The sequence below is a fragment of the Myroides odoratimimus genome (assembly GCF_030326305.1).
GTDB lineage: Bacteria > Bacteroidota > Bacteroidia > Flavobacteriales > Flavobacteriaceae > Flavobacterium > Flavobacterium odoratimimum_A.
This window is the reverse complement of record NZ_JACAKB010000026.1, coordinates 1-16,951: the sequence shown is the minus strand read 5'-3', so window position 1 is coordinate 16,951 and position 16,951 is coordinate 1. Positions and strand designations below refer to the sequence as shown.

The window sequence follows — 16,951 nt, the reverse complement described above, 5'->3', positions numbered from 1 at the left end:
TCAAATAATTGTTAACTATAGGAAATACCCTTAATAGCGATAATGCTCTAGGTCAGAAAACCAATTATGACGCTGGTTTTCTTTTGTAATCAATTATAAAAACTATTTGATACTGTCGTGATAAGTTTTGAGAATTTCTTCTCTGAAATCAGGGTGAGCAATCTCCACCATTGCATCTACACGTTGTTTCAACGTCTTGCCATACAAGTCTGCTACTCCATATTCTGTAACGATATACTGTGCATGGGCACGAGTAGTCACCACTCCCGCTCCTTGTTTTAAGAAAGGTACGATACGATTATGCCCTTTATTACTAGTAGAAGATAAGGCTATAATTGCCTTTCCACCTTTACTCAAAGAAGCTCCTCTCACAAAATCCATCTGTCCTCCTACTCCAGAATACATATGTACCCCTAGAGAATCAGCACAAATCTGCCCTGTCACATCTACTTCTAATGCGGAGTTAATCGCTACTACTTTTGGGTTCTGACGAATAATAGCCGTATCGTTTACATAACTAGACTCCTTCATTACGATAAACGGGTTGTTATCCACAAATTTATATAAACGTTCTGATCCTATTAAGAAAGTTGCTAGAGCCCTTCCTTTAGCTATTGTTTTCTTAGAACAGTCAATTACACCACTCTCTATTAAATCAATTACACCATCAGAAAACATCTCTGTGTGCAATCCTAAATTCTTGTGATTAGTAAGTCTAGACAATACTGCATTAGGAATAGAACCTATCCCCATCTGTAATGTACTCTCGTCTTCTATCAGAGCAGCCACATGATCTCCTATTAGCGCTTCTGTATCTGTAATAACGGCTTGTTTCTGTGCATAGATAGCAGTATGATATTCTACCGCCATATCTATCTTAGATATGTGCAATACACTATCTCCGAAAGTACGTGGCATATATTTATTTACTTGAGCGATTACTACTTTTGCACACTCCATAGCGGCAACAGTAGCTTCTACTGATGTACCTAATGAACAAAAACCGTGTTCATCTGGTGGTGATACCTGTATAAGAACTACATCTACTTTTAAAGCTCCTTTGCGAAACAGATTAGGTACTTCGCTAAGAAAAACAGGAATATAAGAACCATTACCAGCGGCAATAGTATGCCGAACGTTCTTACCAATAAAGAAAGAGTTCACATGAAAGCTCTCTGATAAGGCAGGATCAGCATAAGGAGCTGCCCCTTCTGTATGAATATGACAAAACTCTACATTGCGCAGTTCTTCCGCTCTATCACTAATTGCTTTGGTTAATATATTAGGAGTTGCAGCAGCGGCATGTACATAAATTCGGTCTCCTGATTTTATAACTTTAGCGGCTTCTGAAGCTGATACATATCTCATATTAAAAATGCTTGAAAATAATTAAACATCTAAGGTGTTTCTTCTATTTAGAAAACATTTCCAAAATACGTATTTTTAAATCAGAAATCAACTGATTTATATCAGTTAACACTTGTATTCACTGATTTTTAGGACATATATAAAAATATATTACTAAGTGACAAATAAAAACAAAGAGGAATGAATATCGTCGTATCTTTTTTAGCAAATACACTATTTTTCACTTTTTTAAATACCCCTACATAATTAAAATCTCCTATCGCTCTCAATCCAAATAGAATTCCCATAACCAAATAAACCCATTTATAAGCTGATACATCACCTAGACTAATTCCTGCAAACACAGCTAAGCCACTCGCCACTACTAAAGTACCTAAAGGTGAAGGATTTAATTTTCTCTCTCCATTTTTTGTAGGAAGTACCCCTACTACACCCCATGTACCACCAAGTGCCCAATAAATATGTACGGCTGATAGAAATGAGAAAATAAGGGTATTCACTATCTTAATCATTACTTCTAAACTCATTGTCATCTATTAAATATTATGACCACAAAGTTCATCCTTCCTTTTCTCTAAAACATTCACTTAAGTTAATATCCTTTTTCGTTTAATCTTTTTCGTATTCGAGACAGAGACTGAGGTTTCACCCCTATATAGCTTGCAATATACTTTTGTGGAATACATTTAAACACCTCAGGAGTACTCTCTATCAACTGTAAATAGCGTTGTTCTGGGTTTAAGAACAAGAGAAAGTCTATTCTTTTCTTTGCTTCTAAGAAAATCAACTCTGCCATTCTTCTACCTAGTAATTGTGCCTCTATAGATGTTTCATAATACGCAAAGAGATCTGACTTACGGATTAGCTCTACTTCTGTCTCCTCTGTAGCCACAATGGTTAATTGGGATGGTGCATTAGTCAGCACACCTTCATAGTTAGTAAATATATGATTAGACAGATAAAATGCAAAAGATACATCATCCCCTTCTGCATCTATATAATACATCCTCAAGCATCCTTTACGAACAATTCCTACATAATCACAAATTTCCCCCAATTGAAGAATTTCTTCCCCTTTTGTTAGCGTTCTATAAATTATACTATCCTGTAAATCCTCTAATAATCTATCGACAAAATGGTTACTTTGCATTTTCTTCTACGTGTATTAATGACTTATCAAATGTAAAATATCCTTCTATAAATCAAAACAAGAATATACCCTGTTTTAATCTACTAAAAACGGCAATATTATTCTATTCCCTAAAATAGTAAACACCTATACTCTTCAAGCCCTTTATCTACCACCTTACTTCTAATGAATACTTCATAAATGAATAGTGCTTTCATAGCAACTCCGTTAATTCGCCTCAAATAACGGACTCACTACGGACTCACTACGGACTAATAACGGACACAGTACGGACTCATTGCAAAGCAGTTTATATCAAATTACAATTCTAACTGCTCTATAATAGCCTACAGAATTATAATTTATTTTAGCACCTATTACTACACCATTCGTATAAAATTGTGTCTGTAATGAATTAAAAATCTTTAATTCACTCAAATAATGTTATTTTTGTACATATTCTCATTTTAATAAAATGACATCAATAAACAAAAAAACATTACAAGATTTAGAATTCAACACGGTATTAGAAACAGTATCAGCCCTTTGTACTACAGAGGCTGGTAAAGAAGCTGCTATGGAGATATGCCCGCTTAAAACAGAAGCAGGAACGATGAGAGCATTAAAGCAGACTTCAGAATACGTTTCTTCATTTACCAATAATAACATTATCCCGAATCACTACTTTGACAGTATAGACTACGAATTAAAGTTTTTAGGAATAGAAAATAGTTTCTTAGAAGTAAGTAGCTTTAAAAAGATACAAACCCTAACAGACACCACAATTACCCTAATCTCTTATTTAAAAAAATTCGAAGAGTACTATCCTAATTTATACCATGAGGCAGAACAAACGCCTTTAGAAAAATCTATTCTTAAAGAAATAGATAATGTCCTGGATAAATATGGTGAAATCAAAGACAATGCTTCGTTAGATTTATTGAATATCCGCAAAAACATCAATATAGTTCGTGGTAAAATAAACCAAAGTTTTGGCGCAGCACTTACACAATACAACAGTTCTGGGTATCTAGACGATATCAGAGAAACGGTGGTAGAAAACAGACGTGTACTAGCAGTAATTGCTATGCATAGACGTAAAGTAAAAGGAAGTGTATTAGGAACGTCTAAAACGGGAAGTATTGTCTATATCGAACCTGAAGCTACTTTGAGATTCTCTAGAGAGTTAAACAACCTAGAGTATGAAGAACGCGAAGAAATCGTACGTATTCTAAAAAACCTAACAGATGCTATTCGCCCTTTTAGAGATCTACTTTTAGAGTATCAAAGCTTCTTAACCTATATCGACGTTACTGCTGGAAAAGCGAAGTATGCTAATAAAATCAACGGTTTACTTCCTGAGATTAGCAAAGAAAGAGAAATGTACTTTAGAGAGGCTTATCACCCTATTTTACTGTTAAACAATAGAGCGAAGAATAAACCTACCTATCCACAAACAATTAATCTAGAGCAAAACAGTAGAATAATCGTTATCTCTGGACCAAATGCTGGTGGTAAGAGTATCACACTAAAAACAGTAGGATTATTACAACTGATGTTACAGTCTGGATTACTTATTCCGGTACACGAAAGAAGTAAAACATTCTTATTCGATAGAATACTAACAGATATTGGAGATAATCAGTCTATAGAGAATCACCTAAGTACTTACAGTTATAGACTTAAGAATATGAACTATTTCTTAAAGAAATGTAACGATAATACGCTATTCTTAATTGATGAGTTTGGTACAGGATCTGATCCAGAACTAGGAGGTGCATTAGCAGAAGTATTCTTAGAGGAGTTCTATGATAGAGAGGCATATGGTATTATTACCACTCACTATACGAATCTAAAAATACTAGCAGATGAGTTACCGAATGCTACGAATGCCAATATGCTATTTGATGAGAAATCATTAGAACCAATGTATAAACTAAACGTTGGACAAGCAGGTAGTTCGTTTACCTTCGAAGTTGCACAGAAAAATGGTATTCCGTTTAGCCTAATTAATAGAGCCAAGAAAAAAGTAGAAGGAGATAAAGTTAGATTTGACAAGACTATCGCTAATCTACAGAAAGAAAGACATAAACTAGAACGTACTTCTCAGAACTTAAAAGAGGAAGAGACTAAGGCAAGGGATGAGAGTAAGAAAATGGAGACCATCAATGCTAAAATTCAAGAGAAACTAGAGCGTTATCAGGAATTATTTGATTCTAATCAACGTTTAGTAGCTCTAGGTCAACGCTTAGATGATTTGTCTGAAAAATACTTTAATAATAAAAGTAAGAAAACTCTTTTTGGAGAAGTTCTAAAAGTAGTTGAAATTGAAAATTCTAAACGCAAGAAGGTTACCATAAAAGAGAAGAAAGAAAAAGAAGCTCAACAAAAAGAGCTAATTAAGGAAGTGGAGCAAAAAGTAGAAGTGATTCGCAAAGAGAAGAAAGAAGAAAAGGCGAAAAAGCAACTACAAGATGCACAGAAGAAAACCAACTTCCCTCTTAAAGTGGGAGATCGCGTTCGTATGATAGATGGTCGTTCAGTGGGAACAATCGATGTAATCGAAAAAAATAAAGCAACAGTTAATTATGGTATCTTTACATCTAAAGTAAGCCTTGATCAACTAGAAATGGTAGAACGCAAAAAATAATGTTAGATATACCTCGCAATAAAAAAATTATCTTATTTGACGGTGTTTGCAATTTATGCGACAGCACCGTCAATAAGGTTATTAAAGCAGATCAACAAGATCAGTTTAGATTCGTAGCCTTAGATTCAGAAAAAGGGAAAGAGATTCTAAACTATATCGGTATTGATCGTACTAAGATAGACAGCATCGTTCTATATGAACCAGGTGTAGCCTATTTTATCAAATCAAAAGCTGCCTTTGAGATTGCTTCTGCTCTAGGAGGAAAGTACTCCCTGATCGGCATATTCTCATTCTTACCAACAGGTATCACAGATGCTCTATACGAATATATCGCTAAAAACAGATACAAATGGTATGGAAAAAAAGAAAGCTGTATGATACCAAGTGAGGATATTAAACAGAAATTTCTATAATTTCTTCACTTAACGCTAATTTGTGATTTTTTCATCACAAATAATTTTACTTAAACTTTGGCAATGCGTATATTTGCGTACTTATAAAAAAATATTCTCGAATGCATATTTCATACAATTGGTTAAAACAATTCATTAAATTAGACATAACACCAGAAGAAACTTCAGAAATCTTAACAGACTTAGGTCTTGAGGTAGAAGGAATCACTACATATGAGAGTCTTAAAGGTGGTCTAAGAGGAGTTGTTGTTGGACACGTATTATCTTGTACAAAACATCCAAATGCAGACAAATTAAACGTAACAAAAGTTGATTTAGGAACAGGTGAGCCAGTACAAATCGTATGTGGTGCGCCGAACGTTGCTGCAGGGCAAAAAGTACCGGTTGCTACTATTGGTACAGAATTGTTCGATGCAGAAGGAAATGCATTCCAAATCAAAAAAGGCAAGATTCGTGGAGAAGAAAGCTTTGGTATGATTTGTTCTGAAGTAGAACTTGGTTTAGGTACAGATGGAAGCGGTATTTTAGTTTTAGAAGATAAATGGGAGCCAGGAACACCAGCTGCTACTTTATTTAATATCGCTACAGACGAAGTTTTTGAAATCGGTCTTACTCCTAACCGCTCTGATGCTATGAGCCACTGGGGAGTAGCACGTGACTTAAGAGCTGGTCTACTACAAAATTCTAAAGAAGAAACTCAACACAAAGAATTAATCACTCCTTCTGTTAGCAAATTTAAAGTTGAAAGAAGAACACTTAAGATTGATGTTAGTGTTGAAGACTATAAAAAAGCACCTCGTTACTGTGGTGTAACAATCTCTGGCATAGAAGTAAAACCTTCTCCAGACTGGTTACAAAATAGATTGAAAGCAATCGGTATTACTCCTAAAAACAATATCGTAGACGTTACCAATTACGTTTTACACGATTTAGGACAACCATTACATGCTTTTGATGCTGCTAAAATAAAAGGTGGTAAAGTAATCGTAAAAACTGTTGCCGCAGGTACTAAGTTCGTAACTCTAGACGGAGTAGAAAGAACTCTTCACGAAGATGACTTAATGATCTGTGATGAGAATGGACCAATGTGTATGGCAGGTGTATTCGGAGGTAGCAAATCTGCTGTTTCTGAAAGCACATCAAATATTTTCTTAGAAAGTGCTTATTTTAATCCGGTTACGGTAAGAAAAGCAGCAAAAAGACATGGTCTTAATACAGATTCATCTTTCCGTTTTGAGAGAGGTGTTGACCCTGCTATTACTGAATATGCTCTTAAACATGCCGCTTTATTAATCCAACAAGTAGCTGGTGGAGAAATCACTTCTGATATTATCGACTTATACCCTAAGAAAGTAGAAGAACATTCTGTATTCTTAAACTTCAATAATATCAATAGATTATTAGGAGAAGAAATTTCTAAAGAAACAATCAAGAAAATCTTAGTATCATTAGATATTAAAGTTCACAGTATGTCTGATGTAGGTATAGGTATTACTGTTCCTGCTTATCGTGCTGATGTAACTAGAGAGATTGACGTTATAGAAGAAATCTTGAGAGTATATGGATTTAACAACATTACTTTCTCTTCTAAATTAAATGCAACTATCGCTAATAGTTCTAGAACAGAAGATCATAGAGTAACAAATATTGTGGCTCAGCAATTGGTAGCACAAGGGTTTAATGAGATTATGAATAACTCATTAACAACTCCTGATTACACAGAGTTAAGCGAAAATATTAAATCTAATTACCAAGTAGATATCCTTAACCCACTAAGTCATGACTTATCAGTAATGAGACAGTCATTATTATTCGGAGGATTAGAGTCTATCTCTTACAACGTAAATAGAAAACGTGGTGATTTAAAATTCTTCGAGTTTGGTAAAACATACCACAAGATGCTTAACAACTTCGAAGAATACAAACGTTTTTCAGTATTTGCTACAGGTAATATCACTAAAGCAAGCTGGAACTCTGAGCAAAAACCAATTAGCTTCTTTGACTTCAAGGGATACATCAACGGTATTATCACTCGTTTAGGCTTAAATAAGATAAGTACTCAACCTGTAGAATCAGATTTATTCTCAGAAGGTATTGCTTACTATATAGGAAAAGAATTAATCGTAGAGTTCGGTATTCTGAAAAAATCAGTAACAAAACACTTTGATATCAAACAAGAAGTTTGTTACGCTGAATTTAACTGGGATAATGTATTAAAAGTTGTTTCTGCTAAAATCAAAATTGCTGAAATCAATAAATTCCCTTCAGTTAAACGTGATTATGCTTTATTAATCAACGAAGCAGTAACTTTCGAAGAGATCTATAACCTAGTAAAACAAGTAGATAAAGCAGTCATCAAAGACGTAACTCTATTTGATGTTTACCAAGGAGAAAAAATCGAAGATGGTAAGAAATCATACGCTATCTCTATTATCATGGAAGATGTTACAAAAACACTTACTGATAGTCAAGTAGATAAAATCATGGGTAAAGTAAAATACCAATTAGAAAATGTTTTACAAGCTCAATTGAGATAATACTAATCGTTTATAGTATATATTTAAAAACGCCCTGCTAGATCTTTAGCAGGGCGTTTTTTTGTGCATCCTAGATTCTGCATATTTTGCAACATGTACCCACATCATATTTCCACAATCTACATAAGGGGTAGAGACGGAATATCTTCTGTGTCACATAATATATGTCGTATTACTCCATTGTAAGTAATATAGCACTAGGTCAAACTACAACCTACATAAGGTAGAGACGGAATATCTTCCGTATCACATAATATATGTCATATCACTCCATTGTAAGCAATACAATAGTAGGTCAAAATACAATCTACATAAGGTAGAGACGGAATATCTTCCGTGTCACATAATACATCTTTTAGATGTGTTCTTAACTTGTGTGACACGCAAAGTACTGCGTCTATACTAGTCACCAAAAACCAAAAAAAAGCCTGTGAACACTCAGTCCACAGGCTTTATATAAATAAGCGAGAAATTAATCTTACATATTACGTCTGTACTGCCCTCCTACTTCAAACAATGCTGAAGTAATCTGACCTAACGAACAGACTTTAGAAGCATCCATTAGCGCTTCGAATATATTGCCATTTTGAATAGCTACCTCTTGAATACGCTCTAATTCTTCTTTTACTAAAGCCTCATTAGCCTTATTCAAATTCTCTTTTGTCTTGATTTGGAATAGTTTCTCCTCTTCTGTTGCACGGATAACTTCAGCAGGAACTACTGTTGGAGATCCTTTAGAACTCAAGAAAGTATTCACTCCAATAATAGGGAACGTACCATTGTGTTTTAATGTTTCATAATACAATGACTCTTCTTGAATCTTAGAACGTTGGTACATGGTCTCCATTGCTCCTAACACTCCTCCTCTTTCTGTAATTCTATCAAATTCTGCTAATACAGCAGCCTCTACTAAATCCGTTAATTCTTCAATAATAAATGACCCTTGTATTGGATTCTCGTTTTTAGCCAATCCTAGCTCTTTATTTATGATTAACTGTATTGCCATAGCTCTACGCACAGATTCTTCCGTAGGAGTCGTAATAGCCTCGTCATACGCGTTAGTGTGAAGTGAATTACAGTTGTCATAGATAGCATACAACGCTTGAAGTGTAGTACGGATATCATTAAAGTCAATCTCTTGTGCGTGTAATGAACGCCCTGAAGTCTGAATATGATATTTAAGCATCTGTGCACGTTCATTAGCACCATACTTGTTCTTCAGTGCTTTTGCCCAAATACGACGCGCTACACGACCAATTACTGCATACTCCGGATCAATACCATTCGAGAAGAAGAACGATAAGTTTGGCCCGAAGTCATTAATATCCATTCCTCTACTTAAGTAGTACTCTACATAAGTAAATCCATTCGCTAATGTAAATGCCAACTGTGTAATAGGGTTAGCTCCAGCTTCTGCAATGTGGTATCCTGAGATAGACACAGAGTAGAAGTTACGCACATTTTTCTCAATGAAGTACTCTTGTACATCTCCCATTAAACGAAGTGCAAACTCCGTAGAGAAGATACAAGTATTCTGAGCTTGATCTTCTTTTAAGATATCCGCTTGTACCGTACCACGCACTTGTGATAACGTATTCTTTTTAATCTCAGCGTACACCTCTTTTGGTAATACTTGATCTCCTGTTACCCCTAAAAGCATCAATCCAAGACCGTCGTTCCCCTCTGGTAATTCACCATTATAACGAGGTCTCTCTACACCTTTTGCTTTATAAATAGCTTCAATCTTTGCTTCAACTTCAGCCACTAAGTCATTGTCTTTGATATAGATTTCACACTGTTGATCAATAGCAGCATTCATAAAGAATCCTAATAACATTGGTGCTGGCCCGTTAATAGTCATCGATACTGATGTCAAAGCATGCGCTAGGTTAAACCCTGAATACAACTTCTTCGCATCATCTAAACAACAGATAGAAACCCCAGCATTACCAATCTTACCATAAATATCAGGGCGGTGTCCTGGATCATTACCATATAAAGTCACAGAGTCAAATGCAGTAGATAGACGTTTAGCAGGCATACCTAATGACACATAGTGAAAACGTCTATTGGTACGCTCTGGCCCTCCTTCTCCTGCAAACATACGTGTAGGATCTTCTCCTTCACGCTTAAACGGATAAAGTCCTGAAGTAAACGGAAATTCTCCTGGTACATTCTCTTGTAATGACCAGCGTAAGATATCTCCCCAAGCTTCATACTTAGGCAGTGCAATCTTAGGAATCTGTAAATGTGATAAACTCTCTGAATGCGTCGCAATCTTGATTTCCTTATCACGTACTTTGAATGAGTACACAGGTTTTTTATACTTGTTCACCTTCTGATCCCATGTCAGAATCACTTCCCAGTTATAAGGATCTAAGTTCATCTTCACCTTGTCAAATTCCTTTAATAGAAGGTTGATGAACAATTGTGTATCAGCATCTTTAGAAGTTATTGTTTCTTCTACGATTCCTGACTTATCTATTTCTGGCAATTTACCAGCTACTGTTTCTACTGTTTTAAAAATACCGTATAGCTTCTGAGCTACCTCTTTTTGAGTTAATACCGTCTCATCATATTTACGGTTGTTCTCCGCTATCTCAGATAAGTAACGTGTACGGTTAGGAGGTATTACAAATACCTTCTCACTCATCTCCTTAGTGATTTCGAAACTAGACGTTAAGTCTGCTCCCGTTTTCTCTACCACTTTATCCATAATTGCTTTATATAAAGCATTGGTACCTGGATCATTAAACTGAGAAGCAATTGTGCCAAATACAGGCATTTCGTCTGGGTTTACATCCCATAAGTTATGGTTGCGTTGGTATTGTTTCTTTACATCTCTAATTGCATCTAATGCTCCACGCTTATCAAATTTATTGATTGCAACGATATCAGCGAAGTCAAGCATATCAATTTTCTCTAACTGAGTAGCCGCTCCAAACTCTGGAGTCATAATGTATAAAGAGGCATCTGAGTGGTCTAAAATCTCTGTATCTGACTGACCAATCCCCGAAGTTTCAAGAATAATTAAGTCATAATTAGCAACCTGAAGTACTTGAAGTGTTTCTTCAACATAACGAGATAACGCTAAGTTAGACTGACGAGTAGCCAGAGAACGCATAAATACACGAGGATTATTAATCGAGTTCATACGAATACGGTCTCCTAATAAAGCTCCTCCTGTCTTACGCTTAGAAGGGTCAACAGACACTAGTGCAACTGTTTTTTCAGGGAAGTCAATCAAGAAACGACGAACTAACTCATCTACCATAGATGACTTACCTGCTCCACCCGTTCCTGTAATACCTAATATAGGTGTATTCTTATGTTTCTTTTCGTCGTATTGGAATACTTTAAGGAAATCTTCTTCTCTATTTTCAGCTAACGAAATTAAACGAGCAATCGTAGTAACATCTTTATCTGCTAGAGATTGATAAACATCTTTTCCTTCTGGTAATTGTAAGTCCATTGTAGGATAGTCAGCCTTTCCTACCATATCGTTAATCATTCCTTGTAATCCCATCGCACGTCCATCATCTGGAGAATATAAGCGTGTGATACCGTAATCCATTAACTCTTTTATCTCACTAGGAAGAATTACTCCTCCTCCTCCTCCAACGATTCGGATATGTCCTGCTCCTTTTTCTTGTAGCAGGTCGTACATATATTTAAAATACTCGTTATGACCTCCTTGATATGAAGTCATTGCAATCGCATTAGCATCTTCTTGGATAGCTGTATTCACTACCTCTTCAACGCTCTTATCATGTCCTAAGTGAATAACCTCACATCCTGTTGATTGGATAATACGACGCATAATATTAATCGCCGCATCATGGCCATCAAATAAAGCCGCCGCAGTAACTATACGCACCTTGTTAGTAGGCGTATAGGGTGTATTTTGTTGCATAATTTTTTAGTTTTTGTAGAATGCCAATATAATAAATATTCGCTAATTTCACTACTCCCCTCAAAAGATTTGAGTTACTTATCCTTAAATCAACAACACATAATTCTCCCCTATACCCCGTTATACAATCCTACAGAGTTAATCTAATTCATATCTCATCCATAAATTAGGTTCGATATATTCGCCTTTATCCATTGCTAAATCTATCTGAATAGGATTAAGCAATACAGGTAAGATGTATTGACCAGAGCTTCTAAACTTCATATTAGTCCACTCTTCCCATTCGGCGATACTTCCTTCAACAACCATAGAACGCTGACAAACCTTCACGATATGAGCTCCTCCTTTTATATGTGTACGTATCCATGCATCATAAGGCAAGCCTTCTTCATTCTCCCATTGGATATAATCATCCATTGGAATCAAAGGAAAGTTTGTCTTTAAATTAGGTCTAATGGGTAGTATAAAAGCATTCATCTCTGTAGACAAAGCAATGCTTTTCATATATTGAATTAGTTGATGACTAATGCCTTTACCTTGATAATTCTTATTGAGTCCAATCTGTAATGCGCAAAGTGTATTTGGGGTTAATCCTTTCTCATGATCTTTAACAGCTTTTTTTAAAGCCCAATCCCATCCTCCATCAGGTAAGTCAGCTAACTCTTCTGCGGTAAGATGAAGTGGAATACAATTTCCATTACCAACAACTATATCTCCTTCTAAAAGATAAAACTGATAATCAGCGAACAACTCATATATGCTATCCCAATATGTTAGATTCACGTTATCAGCTAATACATAAGCAGGCCAAACATTAAACTGATCTACTTGATGATTATAGTCTATACTCTGCTCTTCTGTCAAAGCTTTAGCTGTGGAAAAAATATAGGAAGTAATCTGTGTCATAATTCATTATTAAATTGACTGCAAGTAACAAATTTACTCTTTATGATTCTTTCATTTAAACGTAAACTGACATAAAATACTGCTCAAACGCCTACCTACAAACAGAACAACTTCTAGTAAACATAGATATCAATGATTTTAAAAAGTATTTATATTACCATAATAGTATAATGATTACATTTCTATCGCATAGTGGTCACATAAAAAACCATCAAAAATATGCGAGCAGTATGCCATCACTATGCGATAACTATGCGACCACTGCCTATTTTCTCACAATTATCTTTTCAATAATTTCTTTGTTTTTTTAAGTTAAAGATATTTATTACACCTAATTTACTTATCAAAACAAGCAAACTCACATAATATCTACATGATTTTTGAATTAACTATAAATACTCTTTTATGATTATAATGGAACGTATTAGTATAGATTTATAGCCTTTAAAATAAATATTCACTTTTTTGTTGCACATATCATTATTTTACTAACTTTGTATTTCAAAGTACTTTTACTATGACAAATAAAGCTATTGAAGATTTAAATCAAATCAAGTCGATAATGGAGCGCTCTACTAAGTTTTTAAGCCTTAGTGGTTGGAGTGGTATATGGGTAGGTCTATGCGGACTTCTTGCGGCAAGTGTTTTATACTATTGGCAGACAAGTTCTACGTACTCTTATGAAAATCTAACACTAGAAGATCCGTACCAAACTGCTTATACTGCAGAAATGCTACTAGTGCTAGCTATCGCTACCTTTGTCATTGCTGTGGTAGGTGGGTTTTACTTTACAATACGCAAAACACGTAAACAAGGTAAATCATTTTTAAATCAAGTTACTAAGCGATTATTAGTACGCTTCTCTATTCCACTAATAATAGCAGGAATTCTATGCTTAATATTGTATAAGTATCATTTACTACAACTTGCTTTACCTACTACATTATTATTCTATGGGTTAGCATTATTTAGTGTGCAAGAAGACACTGTAAAAGAAGTGAAAACAATCGCTGCACTAGAAATAGTCTTAGGTTTACTAGCGTTCTATTTCTTAGATTACACACTTTTACTATGGGCAATAGGGTTCGGTTTAGTACATTTGCTTTACGGAATTATTTTATGGAATAAGTACGATAAATAAATTATAACAGATATATGAAATTCGATTTAGAAAAATTAAACAAAGTCTTTGACAATCGTATCCGTGTAGGTATTATGAGTGGATTAATGGTCAATGATTCTCTATCGTTTAAAGATCTAAAAGAATATCTGGACCTAACAGATGGAAACCTTGCCTCTCATTTAAAGAATCTAGAAGAAAATGATTATATAACTGTTACAAAAGGATTTGTTGGTAGAAAAACAAATACTACTTATACTGTAACTGAAGAAGGTAAGTTTGCCTTTAAACAACACCTAGCCTATTTAGAAAATTTAATTAAAAAGCTTAAATAATTTTTTTACCCATTAACTTTGAAAAACAAAGTACTTTCAACTTTAAGAATATGAAAAAAGAAAATTACAAACCAATGATCAAAGGAGTTATAATCAGTGTATTATCTCTTATGTTACTTATCACACTACCTTTTATCAGTAGTCTAATCTCTGAACGTGAAAGTTTTCAGAATGAAGTAACAACTGAAGTAACCTCTAAATGGGGACAAAAACAAACCATATATGGGCCTTTTGTCCTGGTAGAATACTATACTAATCATCTTACTGAAGATGGAAAAGTAATGAAACAATTAAATAGTTATTTACAAACTCCAATCAAACAAGACTTTACAGGTGATATAAAAACACAAATTAAGAAAAGAAGCTTATATGAAGTAGCACTTTATAATACTAACTTAAATGTAAAAGCTAGCTTCCCTACTCTAGATGAATTAGCGTCTAAGTTAAATCTAGTAGATAAGGAAGCATTTACAAATGCAAAGATTGTCTTCTCTGTATCAGACAGTAAAGGTTTCACTCAAGAGATTCTTATCAATAAAAACCCTCAACAATACTTTGAGCAGGATAGATCTTTAAGAATCAATTCTAGTATTGCTTTTTTAAGTTACGATATCAATAAAGAGGATATAGATCTGAGTAATATTAATTTCCCTATTCAGTTAAAGGGGTCTACAGAAATTAACTTTCTAGCTACTGCTAAACAGACTAATGTCAATGTCTCTTCTGACTATAAGGATATCAAATATATTGGAAATTATCTACCTGATAACGATGAAAAACAAAGCGTAAACGAGCAGTCAAAATGGACAATTTTTCAATCTATACCTGTCAGTTCAGATCTAAATACAATCCCTCAATTGACAGATTATAGTTTTGGAATGAAATTTATACAAATCAATGACTTTTATAGTAAGGTAAACCGAGCTACTAAATATGCTTTACTATTTATAGGTTTAACCTTCGCTACATTCTTTTTTATGGAGAATATAAAAAACCTAAGTATCAACATCTTACACTACACGCTAGTAGGATTAGCTCTATGTATCAACTTCGTCTTACTCTTATCTTTTGCAGAATACACAGGCTTTAGTATAGCGTATATTATTTCAGCATCGGCAACTATAATTTTGATTACATCATTTATCTATGGACTGAGTAAAAACAAACGTATTGCAGCAACTATCTTTGGATTATTATTTGCTTTATACACGTTTTTATTTTTCTTATTACAACTCAAAGAAGCTGCTCTTATAGTAGGTAGTATTGGTCTATTCACCATCATCGCCATACTAATGTATTTTTCTAAAAGAATAACCTTCTCTACAGAAGAAGAATAAATGAAAAAAGGACGCTAAAAAGCGTCCTTTTTCAATTTATATTACGATTCTATTCTAACCTTCTGCTGATTCTTTTAAATCAATAACAAATGATATACTTGTTCCCTTGCCCTCTGCACTTAAAACATTAATCCTACTCTCCATAAACTCAACTCTTCCCTTAATGTTATTAAACCCTATTCCCTTTTTTACAATATTAACATCAAACCCAACCCCATTATCAATAATCGACACTTTAAAACTTGTATCAGCATAATTTTCAAAAACCACCTCACACCTAGTAGCTTGAGCATGTTTATGAACATTTTGTAGACATTCTTGTACTATTCTATAAATATGTACCTTATAGTTGTTATTTAAGTTTTTAAAATTGATTCCTTGATCCAAACTTAAACTAAACACAATTGATTCGTTTCTGTTTTGAATTGAAACTAGATCTTCTAACAATTTAGAAAACTCATTTACCTTGAAATCCTCATCATTAGCTAAAGCATGTGATACTCCTCTGATATACTGTTCCACTTGTTTCACTTCATTTATTAAAGAATCTCTATGCTCATCAACAGACTCTTTATTCACTTGCATTAATAAAAATCTAGTGACAAATAGTCTATTTAAAACCCCATCGTGTAATTCTTTAGCTATTTCCTTACGTTCTAAATTACGTGCTTCTGCTAGCTCACTGTTTACATTAATAATGGAATCATAATATTTTTCAGTATCTTTTTGGAACAATTTTACTAAAGATACTTCCTTTGCTTTTTGTCTAAATAGAATGATAAAAAAGATAGTTATAGCTAATACTAATAAAGCACTAGCTACCATCGTAATCATACTTTTTTGATTCTGTAATTGCGCATTTGCTCGTTCTAACGAATCTGCTTCAAAACTAAGTCTTGCAAAAGTATTCTTGATCACATTATTCTCATCAAGTATCAGTTTATTCAACTCCTCGTATCTCACAAAATTGGCATTATATTGCTCTTTTTTGTACTTTAATAGAACAGTAAGTGTTTCTTTTTCTAATCCTAGATTATTGTTTTGATGAGCATATTCTAATACTTCGTTTACAAGTTGATTTCCTTGTTCTTCTTTTTTAATCAGACTTAGATTCAACAAATAAATGCAACAGCATTTAAAAGAACAGCGGGGAACATTTGCCCCATGGGGCAAATGTTCCCCGCTGTTGGCGAAAAAAAACATCTACTTTTGAAGTTCCTACACAATCAAAAAGATGTCACAT

General features: G+C 34.2%; 12 protein-coding genes. 6 read left to right on the top strand and 6 right to left on the bottom strand.

The window, feature by feature from the left end; translation table 11 throughout:
• Nucleotides 1–102 precede the first annotated feature (102 nt).
• The 3 genes from HX049_RS14930 to HX049_RS14920 all read right to left on the bottom strand — a co-directional run bounded on the left by HX049_RS14930 (nt 103) and on the right by HX049_RS14920 (nt 2,518).
• Complete coding sequence (locus HX049_RS14930) at nt 103–1,368, bottom strand: acetyl-CoA hydrolase/transferase family protein (protein WP_286416835.1); 1,266 nt, start codon at nt 1,366–1,368, stop codon at nt 103–105.
• A gap of 128 nt (nt 1,369–1,496) precedes the next feature.
• Nucleotides 1,497–1,895, bottom strand: coding sequence for a DUF3995 domain-containing protein (locus HX049_RS14925; protein WP_286416834.1), 399 nt, complete (start codon nt 1,893–1,895; stop codon nt 1,497–1,499).
• 65 nt (nt 1,896–1,960) lie between these two features.
• Nucleotides 1,961–2,518: a Crp/Fnr family transcriptional regulator gene (locus HX049_RS14920; protein ID WP_041891026.1), complete on the bottom strand. Its 558-nt coding sequence runs from the start codon at nt 2,516–2,518 to the stop codon at nt 1,961–1,963.
• Nucleotides 2,519–2,972: 454 nt separating this feature from the next.
• Here HX049_RS14920 and HX049_RS14915 point away from each other — a divergent pair, with 454 nt between their 5' ends.
• The 3 genes from HX049_RS14915 to pheT all read left to right on the top strand — a co-directional run bounded on the left by HX049_RS14915 (nt 2,973) and on the right by pheT (nt 8,097).
• Complete coding sequence (locus HX049_RS14915) at nt 2,973–5,147, top strand: endonuclease MutS2 (protein WP_025124189.1); 2,175 nt, start codon at nt 2,973–2,975, stop codon at nt 5,145–5,147.
• Nucleotides 5,147–5,560, top strand: a complete 414-nt coding sequence (locus tag HX049_RS14910) for a thiol-disulfide oxidoreductase DCC family protein (RefSeq protein ID WP_041891022.1) — start codon at nt 5,147–5,149, stop codon at nt 5,558–5,560. The genes HX049_RS14915 and HX049_RS14910 overlap by 1 nt, the downstream gene beginning before the upstream one ends.
• A 101-nt stretch (nt 5,561–5,661) precedes the next feature.
• On the top strand, nt 5,662–8,097 hold the full coding sequence (gene pheT / locus HX049_RS14905; protein ID WP_286416832.1) for a phenylalanine--tRNA ligase subunit beta: 2,436 nt from the start codon (nt 5,662–5,664) through the stop codon (nt 8,095–8,097).
• Nucleotides 8,098–8,575: 478 nt separating this feature from the next.
• Here pheT and HX049_RS14900 read toward each other — a convergent pair whose 3' ends face one another.
• Both HX049_RS14900 and HX049_RS14895 read right to left on the bottom strand, forming a co-directional pair.
• Nucleotides 8,576–12,010, bottom strand: a complete 3,435-nt coding sequence (locus tag HX049_RS14900; protein WP_286416830.1) for a methylmalonyl-CoA mutase family protein — start codon at nt 12,008–12,010, stop codon at nt 8,576–8,578.
• A 138-nt stretch (nt 12,011–12,148) separates the two neighbouring features.
• Entirely contained in the window at nt 12,149–12,916 is a 768-nt protein-coding gene (locus HX049_RS14895) for an N-acetyltransferase (RefSeq protein ID WP_286416829.1), read from the bottom strand.
• Between the two features lie 517 nt (nt 12,917–13,433).
• Between HX049_RS14895 and HX049_RS14890 the strand changes: the two genes are divergently transcribed.
• Genes HX049_RS14890 through creD form a run of 3 tightly spaced genes read left to right on the top strand, consistent with a single transcriptional unit; the run spans nt 13,434 to nt 15,708 of the window.
• On the top strand, nt 13,434–14,057 hold the full coding sequence (locus HX049_RS14890; protein ID WP_041891012.1) for a hypothetical protein: 624 nt from the start codon (nt 13,434–13,436) through the stop codon (nt 14,055–14,057).
• Nucleotides 14,058–14,071: 14 nt separating this feature from the next.
• Entirely contained in the window at nt 14,072–14,371 is a 300-nt protein-coding gene (locus HX049_RS14885) for a winged helix-turn-helix domain-containing protein (RefSeq protein ID WP_041891009.1), read from the top strand.
• A gap of 50 nt (nt 14,372–14,421) precedes the next feature.
• Nucleotides 14,422–15,708 (top strand): cell envelope integrity protein CreD, encoded by a 1,287-nt coding sequence (gene creD, locus HX049_RS14880; protein ID WP_286416826.1) that lies wholly within the window; start codon nt 14,422–14,424, stop codon nt 15,706–15,708.
• 54 nt (nt 15,709–15,762) lie between these two features.
• Here the strand turns inward: creD and HX049_RS14875 are convergent, their stop codons facing one another.
• Complete coding sequence (locus HX049_RS14875) at nt 15,763–16,827, bottom strand: sensor histidine kinase (protein ID WP_286416825.1); 1,065 nt, start codon at nt 16,825–16,827, stop codon at nt 15,763–15,765.
• Between the last annotated feature and the right edge of the window lie 124 nt (nt 16,828–16,951).